This is a genomic window from Enterococcus sp. (assembly GCF_022711995.1).
Classification (GTDB): domain Bacteria; phylum Bacillota; class Bacilli; order Lactobacillales; family Enterococcaceae; genus Enterococcus_D.
Genome location: NZ_JALAHI010000142.1, coordinates 1 through 24,117, shown reverse-complemented (window position 1 = coordinate 24,117; position 24,117 = coordinate 1). Strand labels below are relative to the sequence as shown.

23 protein-coding genes and 1 pseudogene are annotated in these 24,117 nt (G+C 42.1%); 17 read left to right on the top strand and 7 right to left on the bottom strand.

The genetic code is table 11. From position 1 onward, the window contains the following. Positions 1 to 74 precede the first annotated feature (74 nt). Together Q0A12_RS14115 and Q0A12_RS14110 are read right to left on the bottom strand one after the other, a co-directional pair. The gene (locus Q0A12_RS14115; protein WP_291293264.1) at positions 75 to 1,433 is read right to left on the bottom strand and encodes a Y-family DNA polymerase; all 1,359 of its coding nucleotides are present in this window, start codon (positions 1,431 to 1,433) and stop codon (positions 75 to 77) included. 386 nt (positions 1,434 to 1,819) lie between these two features. Then, complete coding sequence (locus Q0A12_RS14110) at positions 1,820 to 3,631, bottom strand: sensor histidine kinase (protein ID WP_291293263.1); 1,812 nt, start codon at positions 3,629 to 3,631, stop codon at positions 1,820 to 1,822. Positions 3,632 to 3,682: 51 nt separating this feature from the next. On the opposite strand from Q0A12_RS14110, the gene Q0A12_RS14105 reads away from it, so the two are divergent. Continuing rightward, on the top strand, positions 3,683 to 4,393 hold the full coding sequence (locus Q0A12_RS14105) for a response regulator transcription factor (protein WP_291293262.1): 711 nt from the start codon (positions 3,683 to 3,685) through the stop codon (positions 4,391 to 4,393). Here Q0A12_RS14105 and citG read toward each other — a convergent pair. From citG to Q0A12_RS14090, 3 genes are all read right to left on the bottom strand, one after another. Beyond that, complete coding sequence (citG, locus tag Q0A12_RS14100; protein WP_291293261.1) at positions 4,381 to 5,250, bottom strand: triphosphoribosyl-dephospho-CoA synthase CitG; 870 nt, start codon at positions 5,248 to 5,250, stop codon at positions 4,381 to 4,383. The two genes, Q0A12_RS14105 and citG, sit on opposite strands and share 13 nt — an antisense overlap. Beyond that, positions 5,243 to 5,938: a GntR family transcriptional regulator gene (locus tag Q0A12_RS14095; RefSeq protein ID WP_291293260.1), complete on the bottom strand. Its 696-nt coding sequence runs from the start codon at positions 5,936 to 5,938 to the stop codon at positions 5,243 to 5,245. The genes citG and Q0A12_RS14095 overlap by 8 nt, the downstream gene beginning before the upstream one ends. A gap of 138 nt (positions 5,939 to 6,076) precedes the next feature. Further along, positions 6,077 to 7,423, bottom strand: a complete 1,347-nt coding sequence (locus Q0A12_RS14090) for a citrate:proton symporter (RefSeq protein ID WP_291293259.1) — start codon at positions 7,421 to 7,423, stop codon at positions 6,077 to 6,079. Between the two features lie 420 nt (positions 7,424 to 7,843). On the opposite strand from Q0A12_RS14090, the gene Q0A12_RS14085 reads away from it, so the two are divergent. The 13 genes and pseudogenes from Q0A12_RS14085 to Q0A12_RS14025 all read left to right on the top strand — a co-directional run. Further along, a complete protein-coding gene (locus Q0A12_RS14085) occupies positions 7,844 to 8,170 on the top strand; it encodes a hypothetical protein (protein ID WP_291293258.1) in 327 nt (108 codons plus the stop codon). A gap of 18 nt (positions 8,171 to 8,188) precedes the next feature. Continuing rightward, positions 8,189 to 8,596: an acetyl-CoA carboxylase biotin carboxyl carrier protein subunit gene (locus Q0A12_RS14080; RefSeq protein ID WP_291293257.1), complete on the top strand. Its 408-nt coding sequence runs from the start codon at positions 8,189 to 8,191 to the stop codon at positions 8,594 to 8,596. A gap of 44 nt (positions 8,597 to 8,640) precedes the next feature. Then, positions 8,641 to 9,756, top strand: coding sequence for a sodium ion-translocating decarboxylase subunit beta (locus Q0A12_RS14075; RefSeq protein WP_291293256.1), 1,116 nt, complete (start codon positions 8,641 to 8,643; stop codon positions 9,754 to 9,756). Between the two features lie 15 nt (positions 9,757 to 9,771). Further along, positions 9,772 to 9,897, top strand: a complete 126-nt coding sequence (locus Q0A12_RS14070; protein ID WP_005470670.1) for an OadG-related small transporter subunit — start codon at positions 9,772 to 9,774, stop codon at positions 9,895 to 9,897. 21 nt (positions 9,898 to 9,918) lie between these two features. Continuing rightward, entirely contained in the window at positions 9,919 to 10,905 is a 987-nt protein-coding gene (gene citC / locus Q0A12_RS14065) for a [citrate (pro-3S)-lyase] ligase (RefSeq protein ID WP_291293255.1), read from the top strand. Positions 10,906 to 10,911: 6 nt separating this feature from the next. Further along, positions 10,912 to 11,220 (top strand): citrate lyase acyl carrier protein, encoded by a 309-nt coding sequence (gene citD, locus Q0A12_RS14060; RefSeq protein ID WP_291293254.1) that lies wholly within the window; start codon positions 10,912 to 10,914, stop codon positions 11,218 to 11,220. Then, a complete protein-coding gene (citE, locus tag Q0A12_RS14055; protein ID WP_291293253.1) occupies positions 11,208 to 12,095 on the top strand; it encodes a citrate (pro-3S)-lyase subunit beta in 888 nt (295 codons plus the stop codon). Before citD ends, citE begins: the two co-directional genes overlap by 13 nt. A gap of 2 nt (positions 12,096 to 12,097) precedes the next feature. Beyond that, positions 12,098 to 13,630, top strand: a complete 1,533-nt coding sequence (gene citF / locus Q0A12_RS14050) for a citrate lyase subunit alpha (RefSeq protein ID WP_291293252.1) — start codon at positions 12,098 to 12,100, stop codon at positions 13,628 to 13,630. Next, the gene (gene citX / locus Q0A12_RS14045; protein ID WP_291293251.1) at positions 13,623 to 14,174 is read left to right on the top strand and encodes a citrate lyase holo-[acyl-carrier protein] synthase; all 552 of its coding nucleotides are present in this window, start codon (positions 13,623 to 13,625) and stop codon (positions 14,172 to 14,174) included. Before citF ends, citX begins: the two co-directional genes overlap by 8 nt. Then, positions 14,167 to 15,561: an oxaloacetate decarboxylase subunit alpha gene (locus Q0A12_RS14040; protein ID WP_291293250.1), complete on the top strand. Its 1,395-nt coding sequence runs from the start codon at positions 14,167 to 14,169 to the stop codon at positions 15,559 to 15,561. The genes citX and Q0A12_RS14040 overlap by 8 nt, the downstream gene beginning before the upstream one ends. A gap of 672 nt (positions 15,562 to 16,233) precedes the next feature. Continuing rightward, a complete protein-coding gene (locus Q0A12_RS14035) occupies positions 16,234 to 17,712 on the top strand; it encodes a helix-turn-helix domain-containing protein (RefSeq protein ID WP_291293249.1) in 1,479 nt (492 codons plus the stop codon). A gap of 198 nt (positions 17,713 to 17,910) precedes the next feature. After that, positions 17,911 to 18,195 (top strand): prepilin peptidase, encoded by a 285-nt coding sequence (locus tag Q0A12_RS14030; protein ID WP_291293248.1) that lies wholly within the window; start codon positions 17,911 to 17,913, stop codon positions 18,193 to 18,195. Positions 18,196 to 18,461: 266 nt separating this feature from the next. Next, positions 18,462 to 18,938, top strand: a pseudogene (locus tag Q0A12_RS14025) (RNA-guided endonuclease TnpB family protein); the annotation flags it as partial. Between the two features lie 126 nt (positions 18,939 to 19,064). On the opposite strand, the gene Q0A12_RS14020 reads toward Q0A12_RS14025, so the two are convergent. Together Q0A12_RS14020 and Q0A12_RS14015 are read right to left on the bottom strand one after the other, a co-directional pair. Next, positions 19,065 to 20,678, bottom strand: a complete 1,614-nt coding sequence (locus Q0A12_RS14020) for an amidohydrolase (RefSeq protein ID WP_291293247.1) — start codon at positions 20,676 to 20,678, stop codon at positions 19,065 to 19,067. 1 nt (position 20,679) lies between these two features. Further along, a complete protein-coding gene (locus Q0A12_RS14015; RefSeq protein ID WP_291293246.1) occupies positions 20,680 to 21,759 on the bottom strand; it encodes an ABC transporter substrate-binding protein in 1,080 nt (359 codons plus the stop codon). A gap of 253 nt (positions 21,760 to 22,012) precedes the next feature. Here Q0A12_RS14015 and Q0A12_RS14010 point away from each other — a divergent pair, with 253 nt between their 5' ends. From Q0A12_RS14010 to Q0A12_RS14000, 3 genes are all read left to right on the top strand, one after another. Next, on the top strand, positions 22,013 to 22,981 hold the full coding sequence (locus Q0A12_RS14010) for an NADP-dependent oxidoreductase (protein ID WP_291293245.1): 969 nt from the start codon (positions 22,013 to 22,015) through the stop codon (positions 22,979 to 22,981). Between the two features lie 12 nt (positions 22,982 to 22,993). Next, complete coding sequence (locus Q0A12_RS14005) at positions 22,994 to 23,356, top strand: TIGR02328 family protein (RefSeq protein ID WP_291293244.1); 363 nt, start codon at positions 22,994 to 22,996, stop codon at positions 23,354 to 23,356. Between the two features lie 177 nt (positions 23,357 to 23,533). Then, positions 23,534 to 24,117: LLM class flavin-dependent oxidoreductase (locus tag Q0A12_RS14000; RefSeq protein WP_291293243.1), on the top strand; the 584-nt coding region annotated here is incomplete at its 3' end.

Genomic DNA, 24,117 nt, shown 5'->3' with positions numbered 1-24,117 from the left:
AATTCCGGCATCTCGATACATTCAATTTAACAGCAAAAGATCGGAGCGTATAGCAAATTGCTTAGGCAGTCATTCTATTTTGAAGGAACGCCTTTGCCTTGAGGTTCGTTTGAGATACCATCCATTCCGCCGGCATGTCCGCCAACGAGATTTGCTCGAGCAATCGCCCGTCCGCCTTCCAGTTTGCTGGCAGCATGAACGATCGAGGTAAAGCCGTATTTGGCACGAATTTTATCGATCAGCAAGTCCAGTTTTCGCTGCTTTAATTGTTCTTCTGGATCTTGGAACAAATCTAGCTGAACACTCTGTGTGAAAACCAATTTTGAGTAAGTGATCCCGACGTGACGCACCACTTGTCCGGTGTAGTATTTGCGAAATAAGAATAGTGCGTGGTCAATCAATACTTTGGTATTGTCTGTCGCAGGAATCTTCATTTGATGGGCAAAGCCTTTCTGTGTCTCTCCAAAAGCCGTTCCGATATAGAGATGGATGCACTGGGTTTGACAGCCTTCCCGGCGGATTCGGGCGGCAACTTGTTCAGCCATTTCTTTGATGACCAATTCGATCTCCCGCTGCAAGTAATAATTTCGATTTAGCACTTGATTATTGCCATAACTTTTTTCCATCGTTTTGGGGGCCGGTTCGGCTAAAATCGTTCGATCGATCCCGTTGGCATGATGGTACAACTGTTCTCCGATAATGCCCATGCGGCTGCGTAAAAAATCTGGATCAGCATGAGCCAGTTCTTTGATTGATTCGATGCCTAACTGTGCCAATCGTTTTTGCGTGCGAGAACCAATCCCCCAAAAATCAGTCATTTTTTGTATTCCCCACACCTTATTTGCCACATCTTGGTACGTCCATTCGGCAATGAAAGAGGGATTTTTTTTTGCTTCGGTATCGAGTGCCAATTTTGCCAGCAGGGGATTATCTCCGATCCCAACAGTGACCCGCAACCCTGTTGCTTTAAAGACATGGGCTTTGATTTTTTCCGCCAGTTTATGCCGTTTTTCGCTGCGGGAAAGGGAAGTGTCAGGAAAAAATAAATGTAAGCTTTGCGTTACATCCATCAATGATTCATCAATGGAATAGAGTAAAAGGTCTTCATCTGCCACATAATGCCGATAAACATTGTTAACTTTCAAATTTTCTTTGATGTAAAGATTCATACGAGGAGATACCTTGTACAGATCCGGATGATTCGGCAAGTTGTCGGCACGGGTGACATTGGTGATTCCTAGCACCGTTTTTGCCATTGGTGAAGCAGCCAGAACCAATCCATTTCCCGTGTTATCCGAATGAGACATGACGACAAGCAGGGTAGTTAAAGGATCAAGACCTCTCTGGACACATTCGACAGATGCATAGAAAGATTTGACATCAATGAATAAAATATCCCGTAACGGTTCTTTGTCATAATTAAAATGCCCCATCAAAAACGCCTCCCTAGTTGTATAATACAAACATATGTTCTCTTTTGTAAAGCGAACATACTTTAAAACTTTGCATTTTGATAAAAAAAATCCTACGCCTCAAGAAAATGCTCCATAAAGACACAAGCAAAAAAAGCGGCAAGCAACAAAAAAAGCTCCTTGATAGGAGCTTTAAGGAAGAAGGAGCTTTAATGAAAATATAGGAGCTTTAAGAAAGAATTAGCCTCCCAAAAAATCGCGTCTTGTGGCCATTTTTTGGTGCCGTTTCAGGCGACAAAAATGTGCTGGTTTTTTATTGTACTTTTCGTCAACTACCGCTTCTTTTTCGTTATAATAAACTTATAGTGAATAAACGAACAAAACTGTTAAAGAAGCAATGCAAGCGATTACTGTTGCTTCTTATTTTCTAAGGGAATCCCTAATGTAAAGGTCGTTCCGTAAACGGTGCTTTTTACTTGCAGAATCCAATCGTTTTTCTTAGCAATCGATGAGACGATGAATAAGCCAAGACCAGTTCCATTGGACTCTGTTTTCGTTGTGAAAAAAGGAGTGAACATTTTGCTTTCTATTTCTTTCGGGATCCCGGGACCATTATCTGTTACGGTCAGTTGCGCAAATTGTTTGTCGCCATAAGCCAATGAATGGTTTTGAAATGCTGCTAGCTGTTTCTCTGCCGCTGCTTCCAATCTGACTTGGATCTGGGGCTGATCTGGCTGAGCCTGATACGCGTTGGTGATCAAATTGTATAAGATAACTTGTAAATCACTGGCTTCAAGGCGTGCAGTGCCGACAAAAGAAGCTTGATAAGTTAATGTGACTTTCTTTGGTACGAGTACCCGCATTGTTTCAATGGCTTCTGATACTACTTCTTCGATCGAGAGGGATTCTTTCGTTTTGATGCCCGTTTTTGTAAAGCGCAATACATTGGTCGACAGTTTTTGCCCTTTTTGCGCTGCTTGGTAGACTTCGTTTAGATCAGATACAAGGGCTTCATTGGATTGGTATTCATCAATCAGCAGTTGCAGATTGCCAATCATTGGGGTGAGAAAGTTGTTCATATCATGGACGATGGTCGTGGTTAACAAACCGACCGTTTCCAATTGCGACTTTTGCATCATCGATTTTTCAAGCGCATGTTTTTCCTTTAAAAAATTTTGGCGCTCAAGCAAACGAAGATTTTCGATATAAGCACGGTTTTGGCGATTGTAATGACTAAAACTGACTGCCAAAAGAATGATGATTGCTAAGAGAATCGTCAGTAAGCCAAGGATGATCAGATTTTTTTGCAATGCGAGTCCATTGCGCTCATAAAAGTCCGATGAACTGGCAACGATCCAGTGGGCATCTCCAATCGTGATCCATTCATAGGCGGAGATTTTTAAAACCTTTTTAGGGTCTTCTTCGGTCCACCAATAAGAATTGTAACTTAATGTTCCTTTTTGATTGGCTTTTTGTATGTCTTCTAAATGAGCCAGATCGCTGTAGTCGAGATCTGGGTATTTCAGTTTTCGGCCATTGATGATATCCAGTCCAATCTGTTGGGTGGAAGGGTGCATCAGCACTTTCATTTCTTCATTTTTGACCATCGTATAGCCATTCTGGTTTTCTGTGGTGTCAATCTCTTGCTGATACAGCTCTTCAAGATTGATTGGCAGAACCAAGATAGATTGAAGAACTTGATGCTTGTCGTAGACCGGCCGATACAAATTGACATAAGACGTATCATTAGCAAAGTAAGCTTCGCCATTTTGAAGAATCGAACCCTTTAATGCTTTTTGATAAAGAGGATCTTGTTCAAAAGCAGTAGCTTTGACGGGTTCTTCCACAAATTGGTCAGCATGAATGTCTTTGCCAGAAAGGAGAGTGCCTGTAGGTGAAACGAGATATAACCCGGCAGCAGCCGAAGTCTTGAATAGTAAGCTGCTGTCTAACTGCGTATCTTCGATCAGTTCATGGTAATTGTTTTCATTAAAAATATTCGATGCGTAATCTTCCAGTGCCAAAGTATAAGCTTTGATTTCTAGGCGTAAGATTTTGATTGCGGAATCATTGATTTTGGCCAATTGATTCTCGCCCATTTTCAACGCATGCTTTTGTGTCTGTTGATAGCTGTTTGCGGTGATGACCATACCTAAAATAGTCAACAAAAGGACAGTCATCATCCCTAGAACCAGCAATCGGCTTGAAGGCTTTTTCATAAAAAAGTGCTCCCTTAAATAATTTGATCCTAAGAACGAGGAGGAAAGAAAGTGCGAAACGAAAAAATTCTTGTTGTTGATGATGATCCAGCCATACGACGCTTGATATGGAAATCGCTCCAATCGACCGGCATTCTGATCTACCAAAGTGACTCGGTGGAAAAGACGGTCGACATCATGACACGAGTAAAATTTGATTTATTTTTATTGGATATTAGTTTAGAACACGAAAATGATGGCTATTATCTTGCTCAGATTATACGTGAAGAAGACCCACTTGTGCCAATCATTTTTCTCAGTGGCAAGAAAAATGAAGAAGACATCATTACTGGATTAGAAATGGGGGGCGATTATTATATTACCAAGCCATTTTTGCCAAATTTATTAAAAGCACAAGTCACTGTGACTCTTGATAGAGGACAAGTGCTCAAACAACATCGCTCTCTTGCCAAAGAAAGCAAAATCAAGATTGGCGATTTCTGTTTTGACAAGTCTCGCTACCAGTTATACAAAAAGGAAGAGCCGATCAAGCTTTCATCCAAGGAAACAAAACTGATGCAATTTTTTATAGAAAATCCGGATCAAGTGTTTTCAAAAGAACAAATCTACCAACGTGTGTGGAATGGCAGTGAGTTAGATGCAAACACGGTCATGGTCTTTATCAATCATTTAAGAAACAAGATTGAAGATGACCCAAAACAGACCCGCTACATCAAAACGGTATGGGGATTAGGCTATACTTTTTTGCCTCATGGTGCGTGAAGGATTTCTTCTAATTGGGCAAAATAAATCCCTAGTGCCAGTAAATCAGCAGAACCTCCAGGACTTAAATGTCGCTGGGTCAATAATCTGTCGTAAATCTGTAATTCATCAAGCAATTCTTCTTTTGTGAAAGAGGCTTGGTGAATTTTTTTGCTTTCTTCTTTCACTGTTTGCCAAGCGGATAAGCCGCCGCGATGCAATAAATTCCCATCTTCGATCTCACTCATCAAGAAAATCAGTCCCCGCAAGAAACGTTCCTCCAGCGGAAGGTGGCTGTTTGTTCGCAGAAAGGGGAGCAGTTTATGAGTCAAACTAGGGTAACCTGCAGCGGCTTCTCCCCGAATCCCAGTGATTCCATAGTCCAAATAGAGCTGTTCGCCATAGGTGAGCTGGGTCTTTTCCTCTAAGTCTTTGAAATCTTCTGCGAGTAAATGGGCGGTCATCTGCTGCGTGTAAGTCAGGATCTCCTCGCTCTCTTCTTTAGTTAATGGGATGGTCTTTTCTTGCAAGTACCAGCCAGTGGCTCCTAAAATGACGGCAAATGAAAAGTTGGCGCCTTTATGGGTATTGATGCCCTGGGTGGCGCGCAGCATGGCGTTTTCTGCAGCTACTCCGATGTTTCGAAGCGTATCAAACAACTCCCTCGGGGTTCCTTTGTGTGTCAGACCAGCATCTAAATATTGATAAAAATAAGGGCGTAAGCTGATCGTACTGTCAATAAAAGTAAAGAGATTCATGTCCTGATGGGCACCGGTGGACAAGGGATCCACTAGTCCAGGTTTAGGACTGAGACTGACTTCATAGAACAGCGCTTTAAGAGCATAATCGGTGATCTGGTTGGCAAGGGACTCAGTCAATTTGTCTTCGCTCCATTTCCGCCAAAATAAACTGCAACGAGCGATCGAGATGTTCGTGGGTGATCAGTGTGATTTGTTCGACATTCTTTGTTTTCATCCCCCGAAAGATCAGCCAGTGTTCTTCCAATGCTTTGTCTCTTCGTTTCGTCGAGCGGATGGCAATGTCGCGAAAGTAAACGAGATAGGCTTGTAATTCCAGAACAATTGATTTCAAGCGGGGCATTTGACTTTTTTCATAGATAAACGCGTTGAAATCAGAGAAATTTTTCAAAACCAGTTCAATTTCATCGGCCTGATTGTAGTGTTCGCCTTGTTCTAATAAGGCTTGCAATTCTTGGAAGTCTGCTTCAGTCATTTGGTTCATCGCTTTGATGGTCGCTAGTGTATCCAATGATTTACGGATATCGTAAATTTCATAAGCGTCTTTGATGCGAATCCCTTTGACGACGATTCCTGCTTTAGGAATATGTTCGACCAGTTTTTCATTTACTAATTGCTTCATGGCTAACCGAATCGGAGTGCGACTAATGTTCAATTCTTCAGCAAAGACTTTCTCATTGATGCGAGTACCTGCTGGAATATCACCAAGGATAATGGTTTTTCGAAACGCTTCATAAATCAGAACGTTCAATGTTTTGTTTTGTGTTAAATCAAGATTTTTTTTAACGGCTTCAACGATATTACTCATTTATTTTCCTCATTTCTCATGATACCTCTGAAAATAAAACATGGACATCGGTCTTTTTCAAGATGTTCGTGCATTTCCTCATGGTTTATTAATGAAAAGAGGGACGAGACCGCAATATCGACCCGTCCCAATCATTAATTATTGTGGAATGTAAAGCGGCATATGACCTAGTAACACAATGGTAACGATAAAGATGACAAAGATTCCTAATGCATATTTGGCTGCTTCTTTTTGCCATTGCCCCATATCCAATCCCGTCAAACGTAACAGCAAGTAGATAAAGGCAACCAATGGACTCAATAAGTGGAACGCTTGTCCCATCAGTGAAGCTAGTGCCATCTGCATATTGGTAAAGCCATAAGCACGTCCTGCTTCTGCCAATACAGGTAACACACCAAAATAGAAACCGTCATTGGAGATGAAGAAGGTACCTGGCGCTGAAATAAGGGCGATAACTAGTCCCCAGAAGCCGGCTAATTCTTTCGGAATAATGTGGGTAAAGCTGTTTGCTAGTGCTTCTGCCATACCGGAACCTTGGAACAAGCCCATGAATACGCCAGCTGCAAAGACTAAGATGACGACTTGAACCGCATCTCCGCCATTGGCACCAATTCGTGAAGATTGATCTTTTAGCACAGGATAGTTGACCATCAAAGCAATACATGTTCCTACTAAGAACAACAAAAGCGGTGGCAATGCAATCGCATCAACGAAGGAACTAGCCACGAGCCATGCAATTAATCCAATCGTCAAGATACCATTGAATAAAAAGTTTTGCGGCCGACGAATCTGCAGGGTTTCAGGGTCTGTTACCGTTGTCATTTCTTCGATTTCAGCAGCAGTCAATTCAGTGATCCCTAAACGAGCCCGTTCTTGTTTCCCCATTCTGCGAGCAACAAAGAAGATCACATAAAGAACTGAAATAATCATTCCTGGTGCCAGATAAGTCAGAATATCCGCATCCACTTCCAAAACGGCCATCGCACGAGCGGTAGGGCCCCCCCAAGGGAGTAAGTTCATGATCGTATTTTGCAAGATCACCAATACCCCGAGGTTCATCATTTTCATATTCAATTTTTTATAAATCGGAATAAAAGCTGAACAGCAGATTAGGGTAGTCGTTGTTCCATCCCCATTTAAAGAAACGGTAGCTGCAACGATAGCCGTTGCCATCAAGACTTTCATCGGATCGCCTTTTGCGAAATAGATCATTTTTTTAGTGATTGGATCAAACAATCCGGCGTCCAGCATGATCGAGAAGTATAGAATCGCAAACAGCAACATAATCCCCGTATTAGAAGTTGTTTTGATTCCTTCTAGAACAAAATCTCCGATGTTTCCCTCTTTGGATACTCCTGCCACCATTGCAACTAAAGTGAAGACCAAAGGAATGATCACCAACGAAGTGAATGGAGACATTTTCTTTTTCATGATTACAAACATAAAGACAATAATCATGGCATAAGATAAAACCGTCAATAACATATTTTTCTTCCTTTCTACAACTGATTTAATAATTTCTGTTTTTGTAAACGGTGCCAATTATTACCAATAAAAAACAAGTTCTCATATCTTTGGGGGAGAAAGACACATATTAGAAACAATTCGCTTTTCCGTTTGACGACTATAGAATAAGCAATATTCGATGGATAAGATAGATTGAATACGGAAAAAGAACAGGAAAAAAACAATTTGGTCTAGGTGTTCTTAATAGAGGCTTAACAAGATATTAATAAAATCTTAACGGCTGATAAACGTTGTTAAATCAACGTTTATCAGCCGTTTTTGGAAATATTTGAAAAATAGGAACAGAAAAAAAACAATAATCTTTGATTTAGAACTACCGGATTGGTCCATTATCAATATAATGTGGATGAGAACGAAAAAAATGAAAGGAGTAACTTCATGGGATTATTCACCCGACTGTTCAAAAAAAGTGAACCTCATCAAGAAATAACAAAAATCTCTTCTGAAAAACACGATGATGATGAATCTGAAATGAAATGGAAAGCGGTTCCTGCATATATCGAAGCGAGTACAGAAGACTATCAGCTTGTTAGTTTGATCGCGACAGCCATTGCGGCAGGTGATCAACCGAAAAGTCAATTTGTGGTCAAAAAAGTAATGCAGCGCAATCCGGAGGCGAAACTTGTGTCTATCATCGCAGCAAGTCTAGCGGCTGGGATCAACGCGCAGAGTCAGTTTGTTGTACAAAAGATCCATAAAAAATAGGAATTTGGAGGGAAAACAATGTTACGCAAATTTAAAATTTCGATTGATGGCAAAGAATATTTAGTAGAGATGGAAGAAGTCGGGGGTACACCACAAGCGGCTCCCATTCAGCCGCCGGTTCAACCAGTTGTTGAAACACCAGCTCCACAAACCGCAACACCAGCCGCAGCTGAGACACCTGCCTCCCAAGCAGCACCCATTGCTGCAGGCGCAGATGCCATGCCTTCGCCAATGCCGGGAACGATTTTGAAAATCTTAGTGAATGTTGGCGATACTGTGGAGGAAAATCAACCACTGATGATCTTAGAAGCTATGAAAATGGAAAATGAGATTGTTGCTGGAAAAGCGGGAACAGTAGCTGGTATTCATGTTACTCAAGGGGAAATGGTCAATCCTGGTGACCCGTTGATCACGATTCATTCATAGGATTGGATCAATAAAAAATTTAATGAATAGAGGAAGTGACGTTAGTGGAAACTCTGATTGAAGGCTTTTTAGGGATGGGACAAGAACCCGGACGGATTGTCATGATGGTAGTCGGTGGCATCCTGATGTATTTAGGAATCAAAAAAGAATATGAACCAACACTGCTAGTTCCGATGGGGCTAGGAACCATTTTAGTAAATTTCCCGAATTCTGGTGTGTTGAGTGCTGGCGGGGAACCGGGACCTTTTCAAGTATTGTTTGATATGGGAATCTCAACCGAGTTATTTCCATTGCTTTTGTTTATCGGAATTGGAGCCATGATCGACTTCGGTCCGCTACTCCAAAATCCTTTTCTGCTTTTATTTGGGGCTGCAGCCCAATTTGGTATTTTCTTTACGATCATCGTTGCTGTCTTATTAGGATTTGATTTGAATGATGCAGCTTCCATTGGCATCATTGGAGCCGCCGATGGTCCAACATCGATCTTTGTCGCCAACACGTTGAATTCCAAATATATGGGAGCAATCATGGTTGCAGCTTATTCGTATATGGCATTGGTGCCAATCATTCAGCCGGTTGCAATCAAGGCGGTCACAACGAAAAAAGAGCGCTCGATTCGGATGACTTATCGTGCTGGCGAAGTTTCACAAACAGCAAAAATTCTTTTTCCGATCGTGATTTCTGTCGTTGCCGGACTCATTGCCCCTGTATCTCTGCCATTAGTTGGTTTCTTGATGTTCGGAAATCTTTTGAGAGAATGTGGCGTATTAGACCGACTTTCTATCACGGCTCAAAATGAGCTGGTCAACATCATTAGTATTTTGTTGGGACTCTCTATCTCAGTAAAAATGCAGTATGAAGAATTTTTGCAAGTCGATACATTGATGGTAATCGCTTTAGGTTTAGTTGCCTTCATTATGGACTCTGTCGGTGGTGTCTTATTTGCTAAACTGCTGAACCTGTTCAGAAAAGAAAAAATCAATCCAATGATTGGCGCCGCAGGAATTTCGGCATTCCCTATGTCAAGTCGAGTGATCCAAAAAATGGCAACAGATGAAGACCCACAAAACTTTATTTTGATGCATGCAGCCGGTGCCAATGTTTCTGGTCAGATTGCTTCCGTTATTGCAGGTGGTTTATTGCTTGCTTTACTAACCTAAGAAAGGAGAAATTCGATGTCAGCAGATTTAATGAAATCACTGGAATTGTTAGTGCTGGGCTGGGGTGGCGTCTTTGTGGTTATCTTGATTATCTATCTTGCTTCCATGCTGCTCAGCAAACTTTTCCCAATAAAAAAATAAAAAGACAAAGAAGAGACGTTTATGTATTCAATCAAACGGTTATGGCTAAGAGATCAAGGAGTCTATGAACAGTGGGCTTCCTTGATGGATCAAGCCGGTCTGAATAAAGAGGAAGAACTGGATTACACAGTGGGGATCTATCATAACGATTTACTGGTTGCGACTGGATCTTATTACCGCAACATATTGAAATGCTTGGTTGTTTGCAAAACCTTTCAATCAGAAAATCTACTGACGGAAATCATTCAGCATCTGATTGATCGCTTGGCAGAAGAAGGAGAACAGCATTATTTCTTGTATTCAAAACCCAACAATGAATCGATCTTTCGCTCACTAGGGTTTCAGAAAATCATCGCAACCTCAGAAATTCTTTTTATGGAACGAGGGTTGCCTAATTTTACCAGCTATCTTTCTCTCTTAGCCCAAGGAAAAAAAACGGGCAGCGGCAGTAGTATCGTGATGAATGCCAATCCCTTTACCAAAGGACATCAGTATCTTGTCGAGACAGCTGCGGAGCAGAGTCAGCAAGTCTATGTCTTTGTGCTATCCGAAGATCGTTCAGAGTTTTCGACTGCAGACCGGATGGCAATGGTCAAACGCGGTGTCGCTCATTTGCCCAATGTGACGGTGTTTCCTACCAATGATTATCTGGTGTCTTCTGCAACATTTCCTTCCTACTTTCTGAAAGACAGTGCCATAGAAACAGTGGCAAAGCTTCAGGCAAAGGTGGATGCGCAACTATTTAAAGAGAAGATAGCCCCAGTGTTAGACATTCGGACACGGTTTGTCGGCGAGGAACCTTATTCAAAGGTGACCGATACGTACAATCATGCGATGCAGGAAATGTTTGGCGATTCGTTAGAATTGGTTATTTTACCTAGATTGCGTGTTGCTGGCGAGATCATCAGTGCCACCAAAGTTCGAGAAGCCTTGAAAAATCAGGATGACCGCCGTTTGCATCAATTTTTACCAGCAACGACCTATCATTATCTAAAAAACGAGAGGTGAACCCCTATGGAAATTACACAAATTGCAGTAGCCGGTACAGTAGAGTCGAGCGACATTTTGATTACTGTTGAGCCAATTGAAGTTGAAGAAATCCGAATTTCTCTGGAAAGCAGTGTGGAGAAACAATTTGGTCAGCAAATCAAAAAAATGATCGAAGAGACCATCAAAAATTTAGGAATCAAGTCTGTTCGAGTAGCTGCCGTTGATAAAGGCGCTTTGGATTGTACGATTCAAGCCCGAACCATTACCGCCATTCATCGGGCAGCAAAAAAAGACGCATATGATTGGAAGGAGATTGACTCATGGAACGTTTAAGAAGAACCATGATGTTTGTTCCAGGCGCAAATGCAGCAATGCTAAGGGACGCGCCGTTATATGGTGCAGACTCAATTATGTTTGATTTAGAAGATGCCGTTTCTCTGAAAGAAAAAGATGCTGCGCGTACATTGGTTCACTTTGCATTGAAAACATTTGATTACAGCAATGTAGAAACAGTTGTACGGATCAATGGACTAGACGCCGGTGGCGCCCAAGATGTTGAAGCAATGGTCTTGGCTGGTGTTGAAGTTATTCGCTTGCCAAAAACAGAGACGGCACAAGATATTTTAGATGTAGATGCGGTGATTACATCTGTTGAAAAAGACAATCAGATTCCAGTGGGGACAACGAAAATGATGGCAGCCATCGAGTCTGCAGAAGGGGTATTGAATGCCCGGGAGATCGCCAAAGCGTCAGAGCGACTGATCGGAATTGCTTTAGGAGCAGAAGATTACGTCACAAATATGAAAACCAAGCGCTATCCCGACGGACAGGAATTAGCCTTTGCCCGCAACATGATTCTGCATGCAGCCAGAGCTGCAGGAATCGCGGCTATCGATACCGTCTATTCGGACGTGGACAATGTAACAGGCTTCCAAAATGAAGTGCAACAAATCAAGCAACTAGGATTTGATGGGAAGTCCGTGATCAATCCACGACAAATCCCATTGGTAAATGCGATTTATACACCGACAGAAAAAGAAATCCAGAATGCCAAAGAAGTCATTTGGGGCATTCGTGAGGCGGAAGCAAAAGGCTCCGGAGTTATTTCAGTCAATGGAAAAATGGTGGACAAGCCCATCGTTGAACGGGCACAGCGAGTGATTGCATTGGCTAAGGCCGCGAAGTTGATTACGGAGGAGGAGATTTAGGCATGGTCATGAACAAAGTAGGCAAAGAGATTCCACAAGTATATGCGGATCAATACGGTGTGTTCGAAGGAGAATTGGTGCATATCGATACGTATCAAGAAGCGAGTCGTACCGTTACTCCCGTTCGCCCAAGAGATACCAAACTTCTTGGTAGTATTCGTGAAGCCATCGAAAAGACAGGGCTGAAAGATGGCATGACGATTTCCTTCCACCATCATTTTCGTGAAGGGGATTATGTCATGAATATGGTCTTGGAAGAAATCGCTAATATGGGTATCAAAAATATTTCGATTGCCCCGAGCTCCATCGCAAACGTCCATGCACCATTGATTGACCATATCAAAAATGGCGTTGTTACCAATATTACTTCCAGCGGATTGAGAGACAATGTAGGGGCAGCGATTTCAGCAGGAATCATGGAAAATCCTGTTGTGATCCGTTCACATGGCGGTCGTGCTCGGGCCATTGCCGCTGGTGATGTGCATATCGACGTGGCTTTTTTAGGCGCACCAAGTGCAGATGCTTATGGTAATGCCAATGGGACAGTAGGAAAAGCCACCTGTGGCTCATTAGGGTACGCAATGATCGATGCAAAATATGCAGATAAAGTTGTGATCATCACAGATACGCTGGTGCCATTTCCGAATACACCAATCAGTATTCCGCAAACCGATGTGGATTATGTGGTTGAAGTGGAAGCAATCGGTGACCCACAAGGGATTGCCAAAGGAGCAACCCGCTTTACCAAAAATCCGAAAGAACTATTGATCGCAGAGTACGCAGCAAAAGTGATCACAAATTCTCCTTACTATAAAGAGGGTTTCTCCTTTCAAACAGGTACCGGTGGTGCTGCATTAGCTGTTTCCCGCTTTTTGCGCGAAGCGATGCTGAAAGACGGAATAAAAGCGAGCTTTGCATTGGGCGGGATTACCAATGCAATGGTGGAACTATTGGAGGAAGGATTGGTTGAAAAAATCATTGATGTACAAGATTTCGATCATTCTTCAGCCCTTTCATTAGGAAGCAATGCCGGACACTATGAAATCGATGCCGAGATGTATGCTTCGCCGTTAAGTAAAGGCTCGGTGATCAACCAATTAGACACCGCTATTTTGTCCGCATTGGAAATCGATACAGACTACAATGTGAACGTGATGACAGGATCTGATGGTGTGATTCGCGGCGCATCAGGCGGGCACTCTGATACGAGTATGGCATGCAAAATGAGTCTCGTTATTTCCCCATTAGTGCGAGGCAGAATTCCAACGATCGTTGACAAAGTAAATACGGTAGTCACTCCAGGAACAAGTATCGATGTGATCGTGACAGAAGTAGGGATTGCCATCAATCCAGCACGTCAAGATTTGATTGAACAGTTTAAAACATTAGATGTGCCTCAGTATACGATCGAAGAGTTAAAAGAGAAAGCTTACCAGATTGTTGGAACGCCTGAAGCCATTCACTATGGCGATAAAGTAGTGGCATTGATTGAATACCGCGATGGCACCCTCATTGATGTTGTGAGAAATGTGTAGCTTGTTATTTGAGGGACCGGAAGTTTCATTAGCAGAAGTATTGGCGGCGAGAGAACAGCGTGCAAAACGGCAAAAAGAGTTACTGGATTCGGCGCCCCAATACACACTGCTGTCGGCCACCATGAATATTCCCGGACCTGTCAAAACATCAGCTGGATTAGAAGTCGTTTTTAAAAGCTTGATGGATGAAGTCGAATTAGCTGTGGCCGATGTTTTTTCTTTCCTTCATCTTTATCGAAATGAAAAAACTGGTTATGAATATTTTCTTTTACTTCCTTTAAAAAAAGAAGAATTAAAGAAAAGGATGGTGAAACTTGAAGAAAGCCATCCTTATGGGCGATTAGCCGATCTTGATGTGCTCTGGCTAGAAGCGGGTGAAGTGCAGTCGATCAGTCGCGAAGCGTTAGACTACCCCAAACGCCGCTGTTTTGTTTGTGACAAGGAAGCAAAACTATGTGGACGATCAAGAAGGCATTCTGTCGAAACAATACAGCAAAAAATAAATGAACTCGTTTCAAAAGGAAGGATGCAAGCAGATGACTAAGAAAATTCAATTCATGGAAACAGTCTTACGTGACGGCCAACAAAGCTTGATCGCTACCAGAATGCCAACGTCAGATATGTTGCCCATCATTAAAACATTGGATGAAGTAGGCTACCATTCATTAGAAATGTGGGGCGGAGCAACCTTTGATTCATGTATTCGTTTCTTAAATGAAGATCCTTGGGAACGTCTACGGCAGATTCGCCGCGAAGTGAAGAACACCAAATTGCAGATGCTTCTTCGGGGGCAAAACTTACTGGGATACAAAAATTATGCGGATGATGTGGTGCGAAAATTTGTTGAGACATCGATCAAGAACGGCATCGATATTATTCGTGTATTTGATGCGTTGAACGATACCCGAAATTTGGCGACTTCTATCACAACAGCTAAAGAAGCTGGCGGTCATTGTCAAACAGCGATCTCTTATACAACCAGCGAAGTGCATACCGTTGCATACTTTGTGCACTTAGCAAAAGAAATGGCGGATCTTGGAGCTGATTCGATTTGTATCAAAGATATGGCTGGTGTCCTGACCCCTCAAATCGGATTTGAATTGGTCAGCCGAATCAAAGATGCTGTGGATCTGCCATTAGAGGTCCACACCCACGCCACCAGTGGTATTTCAGAAATGACTTATTTGAAAGTTGCAGAAGCTGGAGCAGATATTATCGATACAGCAATTTCTTCATTTGCAGGGGGAACGAGTCAGCCAGCAACAGAATCTGTGGCGATTGCCTTGGAAGAACTAGGATTTGAGACAAACCTGGACAAAAAGAAATTGGCTGAAGTTGCTGATTATTTCAATCCAATCCGTGATCGGTTCCGAGAGGAAGGAATCTTGAATCCGAAAGTCAAAGATACAGAACCAAAAACATTGATTTATCAAGTGCCTGGTGGGATGTTATCCAACTTATTGAGTCAATTGACAGAACAAGGTCTGCAGGACAAGTACGAAGAAGTATTGGCCGAAGTGCCGAAAGTGCGTGCCGACCTTGGATTTCCTCCTTTAGTTACCCCTTTGTCTCAAATGGTTGGCACACAGGCGTTGATGAATGTGATTTCTGGTGAACGCTACAAATTAGTCCCAACGGAGATCAAAGACTACGTTCGTGGTCTTTACGGTCGTCCTCCGGCACCGATCAAAACAGAGATCCAAGAAAAAATCATTGGAACAGAAGCGGTGATCACCGAACGTCCAGCAGATTTGATTCCGCCGCAGCTCCCTGCATTCGAGCAAGAAATCAATGAATATGCCAAAACGGAAGAAGATGTGCTGATGTATGCTCTTTTCCCAGCGCAAGCAAAAGATTTCTTGGGCAGACGAGAAGATCCATTTTATGACGTGGCGATCCAGACCGTCGATGTCACCATCGCAATTCCTTAAAAAGAAAAAGACTGAAACGTTTCTGAGCGAAAAACACTTCGTGTGACCTCAGAAGTTTCAGTCTTTTTTTATGGCTAATAGAAGTGAAAAGGGGAAGAAACGGCATTCAACAATTGATCGCAACAGTGTATTTTTAATTTTGACAAGTGAGAAATAAAAACAAATAGAAAAAAGGATTTGCTAGAGAATATTTTTTTACAAAACAAAAAGAGTGGCCAACGATTAATGGTCGACTACTCTTTTTCAACAGTTAAGGTTATCCAATTTTTTTAACTCTCCCGCCAATTTTATTTGCGAAGCGTTCGGCATCTTCTTTGCATGTATAAGTCAAAGCAATTGATTTATCTCGAGTTCTTTTTCCCTGTGCTGTCAGATAACCATGAAATATCTTGATAGCATACACTGCACGTTCCACCTCCTCTACTGTTAAAGAATAACAAAAATACCGCTTACAATCAAGGGTTCTTAAATAAAAAATAACAATTCTTTCTGTTTTTTTATTGTTTTTGGTCAATTTGAGCCTGTTTTCCCAGAAAGTGTGTCTCCGTTGAACAGAAAGGACGGAAATTTGGGCTAAGGCGGAAACGACTACTTCTTTTATTCTAGGCGGTATAATAAGAAAAGCATGGAAACGAAACTCGCAGTCATGGCAAAAGCAGGAGGGGAAAATAAGTGAAAGATTTTCAACTGAAATTTATAACGAACAAAGAAACTGTCAGATGGTTAAAAATTTTACATGCCTTTGAACGAAAAGCGATTCGCTCCGTCAAAGAGTTGGCCCAGATCACAACAAGTACTACACGGACGATTGTTACCGATATGCAAGAGATCCGAGCCTTTTTCCGTCATTCAGTTACGATCGAAACTGCCACGGTAGGCTATGTCTTCAAAGAAAAGACCCGCGAGGATTATTTAAAAGAGAAGCGGCAGTTACTTGAGAATGAGCCGCTTTTTCAGATTTTAGAAGGGATTTTTCAAAATGAGATCAAAGGGATTGGGGAATGGGCAGATCAGCTGCACATTTCTGAAAGCACGTTACTGCGCTATCTAAAGAATGTGGAAAGCGAATTGTCCCGATATCGCTTATCCTTCTCGTCGAGGAATATTGATCTCATCGGAAAGGAAATCGATGTTCGCAGTTTTTTTCATGATTTTTACTACGAATCAGAAACTACCCCTCACACGGTCTTTCCCTCGATTGCGATTCAGAATATTGCCTTTGCGTTGCAAAAGGAGCATTTTTTCAGCAGTTATCCTAATGTGTCATTAGGGGATTTTAGCTACACGCTGATGATCGCTTTAGAGCGTGAAGGACGGTTAGTAATTGATTCAGACAGGATTCAATCGTTAAAAGAAAGTCAGGCATTTCAACTATTTGCTAGGATCAATGAGGTGATCGAAGCATCTGCTGGTAAACCGTTGGCAACGGATGATTTGTTGTATCTGTATGTGATGATTTTATGTCGACGCTCCTTGACAGATTTAGACGGGGAGCAGCGCTTTGTCGGGGAACACCAACCGAATCAAGCGATCACTGTCACTGCAAAATTATTTTTAGACGCTTTTGGTCAACAAAGCACCAATCTAAAGCGGGATCTCATATTTGTTCGCTCATTTTTTACGATGTTGTCTTTAAAAGAACAATTATCACCGGTAACGAATCAAAATATACTGGATGTTCATGAGGTAGTCCAAGAAAAATTTCCCCAGATGTATCATGAATTTTTTGCCTTCTTTCAGGAACATCATCAACAAGTGACAGGTGGTCAGACACCAGTGACAGAAATCACGGTGATGGCTGTGCTCTTTATGGATTCTCTACAGGAAATTCATTGGGGAACACCTCAAAATATTGCTTTCTTATTAGAGGGAAATAGTCTAGTTTGTCAAAATATAGAGGCCACTGCAATCAAATATCTTGGCCGCTTTCAGCAGCTGTTTTTTCCTAATGCTTTGGAGATGAACCCAGATTATCTGAAAAAAAATCAGATTGATCTCGTAGTGACAAATTACAGTGAATATGGTGACGATCAATTACTTGGAAATCGATACCTCTTATTCAAATCGATTCCAGATGCAGAGGATTGGAATCGACTGTTGCGAGAAATCAACCCTCGGATCATCCATGAGTTTTCGCTGAAAAATGGCTAATACAGCCGATTGTTTCTTCCAGTAGGTCAAAAACAACTGACAGCAACTAAAGCATTTCTCTGTTCACTGATAAGTACCAACATGACAGGCACAACTTGATCGATAGCAGGGTCTTTGATGAAAAAGAGCAATAAATGCGTATTTGTCTATGAACAATCCTTTGAGTAGTGCTGTTTGGAAACGCGAGGAGGAAACTGGTTGGAAAAAGAAGTGTCGGTCATTTTTTTGGTATTTACCATTGGCAGCTGTCTTAGTTCTTTTTTTATGGTCTTCGTTTATCGTTTGCCCCGTCATGAATCACTCGGAGGTCGTTCTCATTGTGAAAACTGCGGACAAACGCTCTCCCCATATCAGTTGATTCCTATCTGGTCTTTTTTTCTGTTAAAAGGACAGTGCAGTCATTGCGCAATCCCCATCAATCCGCTATACCCGGTAAGTGAACTGATTGGCGGAATCCTCCTAGTTATTTTGTATGTATTTTAGGGGGTGGGGAGTAAAGAAGATAGAAGTCGTAACGGTCAATCAACTCAATGAATAGGTGTATCCAATTGAAAGTAAACTGGCGGTTATTAGGGATTCAGGGACAAAAATACTCGAATAATAGGCAGGACTGCTGCAAAGTTAGCTGAGAAATGTCGATGAAACCCAGCAGACTAGCGCAGTAAGTCACCCATTATTCGAGTATTCGGGAGCTAGTGCTCGTACGAAGTTAGCGATTTTATCAAAAAGCCGAGAATACCCGCGACTTTAGACGTGCATTAGCAGCTAAACAGAATGGTATCCATTTGTTTGAAGCTAGAAACTATCAAAAGCAAAAACGAAAAGCAGCACGATTACATGAAAAAGTAATGAACCAACGTACTGATTTTCTAAACAAGTTGAGTACGGAAATTATCAAAAACCACGATATTATCTGTATTGAAGACTTAAATACCAAAGGTATGTTGCGCAATCATAAACTAGCAAAAAGCATTTCTGATGTTTCTTGGTCTAGCTTTGTGACGAAATTACAGTACAAAGCTGACTGGTACGGACGTGAAATCATCAAGGTAGATAAATGGTTTCCTTCTAGTCAAATTTGTTCAGAATGTGGCCATAAAGACGGCAAGAAATCTCTCAAAATTCGAGAATGGACTTGTCCTATTTGTCATGCGCAACACGACCGAGATATCAACGCTAGTATCAATATTTTGACCGAAGGCCTACGAATACAAGCATTGGCTTAGGAAGCATCAAGAACCGTAGGAACTACGGAGATAGCTTGGTAAACAAGAGACACCGCTGTGAGCAAAGAAATACGCTTGCAAGTACGCTCTATTCCCAAGAATCTCGTGACTTCAGTCATGAGAGGTTCAATTAGCAACTTTGTCTTTTTGATAGACAAATGCACCATTAAAAATAGTTGCAGTGACTTCTACCTCAAGTAGCTCTTTTTCTGAAAGGGGAAGAATGTTTTTTGAAAGAATACAAAGATCAGCTAACTGCCCGACTTTGATCGAACCAATGTCTTGACGACTGAGTGCTCGAGCTGCATCCGCGGTATGAGCAACGAGGGCATCTGCCACATCAATCACTTCATAGGGCATCAATCCTTCAGCTGGGGAACCATCTTTTTCCTTTCTAGCCACCGCATAATAGATTGAATCCAATGGAGAAACATCGATCACTACTGGACTGTCGGTTCCAAAGGCTAATACAGCATCGTGGGTCAAAAAAGAGTGAAAAGGAAACATGTGATTGGCACGTTGCGGACCTACTTCTTCATCTAATGTTTCGTAGCCGACTAATAAATGACTGGGCTGAACAGAAAGAACAAAATGTTCCTGTGCCACTAAAGAAAGATCTGCAGGATCCATGACTTCCAAATGCTCCAGTGTATTATTTTTTCCATCAGAAAGAGGGAAGCGCTCCTGACTTTCTTTAAAAAAGCCCAGCGCTTGGTGAATCGCTTGGTCGCCGATCGTATGGATGCGCATCGGCCAATCTTGCTGGTTTGCTAAGAATATCAACTGGCGCATTTTTTCGATGGCAATCAGCGGCATGCCGATATCGCCATCAAAGTAAGGCGTTTCGTACTCTGATTTTAACAAGGCAGTATGGGTACTTGTCACACCATCAAAGAATTGCTTTACCCCACCCATTTGAACTTTTTCAGAACGATAGTTTTGATAGATATCAGTCAAATGCTCAATCTCCTCACGCATCGCAGGGTAAAAAACCGCCCGTAAAGTCGCTTCTTCTGCAACTTTCTGGTAAAGTTCCGGATAAATCAAGTCGTCCCAGCTTTCACCCGTCAATGCCACATCGCCGATGGTGGTAATCCCATAACGATTAAGCTGTTCCATGTAAGAGAGATAGGTTGAATGACTGTTGGCGTGAAAAGATTGCAGCACCTCTGCCAAATAATTAATAGCGACTGCCTCAAGAAAACAGCCCGTCAATTCGCCATCTTCCATCAAGGCTTCTCCACTGATTCCGGTAGGAACTGACTCGGTTGTGATATTTAAGGCCGCCATTCCTTTACTGTTTAACCAAATGCTGTGGGCATCTCCTGAGATCAGCATGACGGGTACCTCATCACAATAGCGGTCAATCGCTGCTTTCGTGGGATAGACTTGTTGTCCAAAGTCACTGCTGAACCATCCGATCCCAATTTTCCAGCCATGGGTCACAGGGATTTGCGGTACTTGCTGGGCAACTGCTTCTTCAGTTGTTCCCGTGACATGAGTGAGTTGCCCCGCATGAAGCAAAGCGGAAAGATAAAAATGAATATGCGCATCGATAAAGCCCGGGATGATCATTTGGTCATGGCAATCAATGATCGTTGTTTCATCGGGTAATTTTGCAGGAAGGGCATCTAAAGACCCCACATCCTTGATTCTTGTCCCTTCAATTAAAATGAAACCGGCAAATGTCGTTTTTCTTTCTGTATCAAAAATACAGGAAGACTTCAATAATAGATTCATGTTATAACCCCAACTTCCATTCGAGAAAAAGATCGTTGTACTGTTCAACGGCATTTTTTCCTAAGTATTCGTAGTGTTCCATCTGTTCCATTGCTGCCGGATCGGGATAGAACGCTTTATTAGCGGTCAATTCAGCAGGTAATAGTTGTTTCGCGGACTCATTCGGTGTCGCATACCCCACGTATTCCGCATTTTGAGCCGCATTTTCGGGACGTAGCATGAAATTGATAAACGCATAAGCCCCTTCAAGATTGCCGACTGTTTTTGGAATGGCAAAATTATCTGTCCAGATCGCACCGCCATCATCAGGAACGACATAGGTTATGGCCGGATTTTCAGACATGACATACGCCGCATCTCCGGAATAACCAATACCAATCGGTGCATCATTGTTGATCATCAACGTCTTGATTTCATCGGTAAGGACTGCTTTGACATTTGGGCGTAATGCTGTCAATTTTTTGACAGCTTGTTGAAGGGTTGCTGGATCCAGTTCATTTTGAGAATGATCCAAGGCTTGCAAAGCCATTCCTATCGTTTCTCTTGCCCCATCAACGACTAGAATATCGTTAGCAAATTCTGGACGCCACAAATCAGCCCAGCCATGGATGGTGTTAGGATCGATTTGATCCCTATTAACCATGATGCCAATTGTTCCCCAAAAATATGGAATGGAGTATTGATTGTTTTTATCAAAGCGCTGGTTCATCAGAAAATCAGAAAGATCCTCCGTACCGACAAGTTTCTCATGTTCCAAAGGAAGCAACAGCTGTTCCTCGATCATTTTGGGGATCATCGATTCACTGGGGAAAACCAAATCGTATCGTGTACCGCCTTGCTTGACCTTAGTCTCCATTGCCTCGTTGGAGTCAAATGTATTATAAATCACTGAATAGCCACTTTCAGTTTCGAATTTCTTTATCAGATCGGGATCAATATATTCCCCCCAATTATAAATAATAACCGAGTTGGCATCATTCGCTGATGCACTTCCTGATTCATTGGACAACACAGATTTGCCAACAAAAAGAAGACCGAGGATCGCAATGATCCCGCAAAAAAATACCTGCAATCTTTTCAATTCATCAATTCCTTCTTTCTTTTCATATTCTTATTTCTGTAGAATAAATGAAACTTTTACAAAAGGCAATAAAATAAAACCTTTTTAAAAAGACAACGAAAAAGGAATCCGTAAGGCAGCTGACTTTTTTGCTGAAAGAAAAAGTCGAATCAGTTGTAAAATCAAGAATCATTGCCTAAGCTATGAAAGAGAGCTTTCGTTTCTTCAGAAAAGTGATGGAAGTTCATTTACATAATTTCAAGGAGTGGTTTAGATGGAAACAAGAGCAATTGTTATTAATGAATACGGAGATAAAGAACGATTAGAAGAGGCAACTGTTACATTGCCTACTGTTGGCGCCGATCAAGTGCTAGTGAAAGTGGCAGCCACTTCGATCAATCCTATCGACTGGAAATTACGCGAAGGCTACTTGCAACAAATGTTTTCTTGGGAGTTTCCAATCATTCTAGGCTGGGATGTTGCCGGAGAAATCGTTGAGGTTGGTCAAGATGTCAAGGACTATCAAATTGGCGATCGGGTTTTCGCTCGTCCAGAGACGACACGGTTTGGGACCTATGCAGATTATACCCTTGTAGACACGAACTTGTTGGCACGTATTCCCGAAACGGTTTCATTTACCGAAGCTGCAGCAGTTCCGCTTGCTGGATTGACTGCCTTACAAGCCCTATTTGATCATGGCGTATTAAAGGCCGGTGAAAAAGTGTTGATTCATGCCGGTGCTGGTGGTGTAGGTACCTATGCGATCCAATTGGCAAAAAATGCGGGCGCTTATGTTATCACGACGGCAAGTCCCCGCAATCATGACCTGCTCAAGAAATTAGGGGCAGATGAAGTGATCGACTACCATACAACAGATTTTGAAGAAGTTCTTTCTGACATAGATTTGGTTTTTGATACCATGGGTGGCGAGATCCAAAAGAAAAGCTTTTCCGTTCTAAAAGAGCAGGGACGTTTGATTTCTGTATTGAGTATTGAAGATGATTCATTAGCCGCAGCAAAACAAATTGAAGCAAAAGCAATTTGGTTGCGGACAAATGGAGAACAATTAAGTGAATTGGGTAAGCTAATGGCTGAAGGCAAATTAGTGAGTGTGATTGGTGCAACGTTCCCATTAACTCGTCAAGGGGTCTATGATGCCCATGCACTCAGCGAGACCCACCATGCAGTAGGGAAAATCGTAATCGACAACCAAGAGAATCTGAACAAAAACCAAGCGAAGTAGAGGAACGATGAAATGAGGTTGTGGCATGAAGCACTGTTACCTAGATTACCTCGGCAACAATTGTTGGGACAACATCGGGAAGTAGCTGCACTTAGAGGTGCTGGTTGGGGAAAAAAGCATGCGACAGTCGACTATGTGTTTACTCATTCCCCCTACAAATTGTACCAATACCATCTACTCGTCATGGCAGAGATGCAGCGGCGAGGCTATCGGCCAGCTCCTGAATGGCTAGAACCCACCTATCGCGGACAAAAGACACCTCCTTACCGGTCGTTAGCACCAATTGAACAGTCGGTGCCGATCTATCCTGAACATACAGTTGCGTATTTAGAAGAGTGTCTGGCGAATTTAAGAAGCAAAGGGATCGATCTTTGACCAGGAAAATATCTGATTCTTTCAAAAAAGCGTGTTCTTGTTTAAAACAGGACACGTTTTTTTGCGAGGGCAAAAATCAAGTTGCTGTTAACTTACAAAAAGTAAGCATATCTTTCGCATTAATAAAAAGAAGTTGTTATAGTGAATACAAGAAGTATTTGAAAAGAGGGATTTGACATGACAATAAATAGTAAACAATTAGAATTCGGGTTAGATACATTTGGTGATCTTGCTTTTGATGACCACACCCATCAAAGAATCAGTTACAGCCAATCATTAAGAAATATCATTGCGGAAGGAAAACTAGCCGATGAAGTCGGTGTCGATATCCTCGCATTAGGCGAACACCATCGAGAAGAATACGCAATCTCAAGTCCAGATACAGTGCTAGCTGCGCTGGCAATGGTCACTAAAAGAATCAAATTAGGTACCGGAGTAACGGTGCTAAGTTCTGATGATCCAGTCCGGGTCTATGAACGGTTTGCGACAGTTGATGCCCTTTCAAACGGTCGGGCACAAATCATGTTAGGTCGGGGATCATTTACTGAATCTTTTCCACTATTTGGCTATGATCTTCAAGATTATGAAGAATTATTTGAAGAAAAAGTAGCGATGTTTCATGAACTCCTTAAAGGGGAGCCGTTGACTTGGAAAGGAAAATTCACTCAATCTTTGGAGAATGCCGAAGTTTATCCAAAGCTTGAAGGAACACTGGATACGTATATTGGGGTGGGGGGAACTCCTGAGTCAATCATTCGTGC

What these genes read in the sequence shown, in the direction of transcription:
- citX (WP_291293251.1), top strand. Translation starts at nt 13,623, where the DNA reads ATGTGTAGCTTGTTATTTGAGGGACCGGAAGTTTCATTAGCAGAAGTA.
- citD (WP_291293254.1), top strand. Translation starts at nt 10,912, where the DNA reads ATGGAAATTACACAAATTGCAGTAGCCGGTACAGTAGAGTCGAGCGAC.
- Q0A12_RS14110 (WP_291293263.1), bottom strand. Translation starts at nt 3,631, where the DNA reads ATGAAAAAGCCTTCAAGCCGATTGCTGGTTCTAGGGATGATGACTGTC.
- Q0A12_RS14010 (WP_291293245.1), top strand. Translation starts at nt 22,013, where the DNA reads ATGGAAACAAGAGCAATTGTTATTAATGAATACGGAGATAAAGAACGA.
- Q0A12_RS14070 (WP_005470670.1), top strand. Translation starts at nt 9,772, where the DNA reads ATGTCAGCAGATTTAATGAAATCACTGGAATTGTTAGTGCTGGGCTGG.
- citE (WP_291293253.1), top strand. Translation starts at nt 11,208, where the DNA reads ATGGAACGTTTAAGAAGAACCATGATGTTTGTTCCAGGCGCAAATGCA.
- Q0A12_RS14080 (WP_291293257.1), top strand. Translation starts at nt 8,189, where the DNA reads ATGTTACGCAAATTTAAAATTTCGATTGATGGCAAAGAATATTTAGTA.
- Q0A12_RS14005 (WP_291293244.1), top strand. Translation starts at nt 22,994, where the DNA reads ATGAGGTTGTGGCATGAAGCACTGTTACCTAGATTACCTCGGCAACAA.
- Q0A12_RS14095 (WP_291293260.1), bottom strand. Translation starts at nt 5,938, where the DNA reads ATGAGTAATATCGTTGAAGCCGTTAAAAAAAATCTTGATTTAACACAA.
- Q0A12_RS14020 (WP_291293247.1), bottom strand. Translation starts at nt 20,678, where the DNA reads ATGAATCTATTATTGAAGTCTTCCTGTATTTTTGATACAGAAAGAAAA.
- citF (WP_291293252.1), top strand. Translation starts at nt 12,098, where the DNA reads ATGGTCATGAACAAAGTAGGCAAAGAGATTCCACAAGTATATGCGGAT.
- Q0A12_RS14090 (WP_291293259.1), bottom strand. Translation starts at nt 7,423, where the DNA reads ATGTTATTGACGGTTTTATCTTATGCCATGATTATTGTCTTTATGTTT.
- citC (WP_291293255.1), top strand. Translation starts at nt 9,919, where the DNA reads ATGTATTCAATCAAACGGTTATGGCTAAGAGATCAAGGAGTCTATGAA.
- Q0A12_RS14115 (WP_291293264.1), bottom strand. Translation starts at nt 1,433, where the DNA reads ATGGGGCATTTTAATTATGACAAAGAACCGTTACGGGATATTTTATTC.
- Q0A12_RS14040 (WP_291293250.1), top strand. Translation starts at nt 14,167, where the DNA reads ATGACTAAGAAAATTCAATTCATGGAAACAGTCTTACGTGACGGCCAA.
- Q0A12_RS14085 (WP_291293258.1), top strand. Translation starts at nt 7,844, where the DNA reads ATGGGATTATTCACCCGACTGTTCAAAAAAAGTGAACCTCATCAAGAA.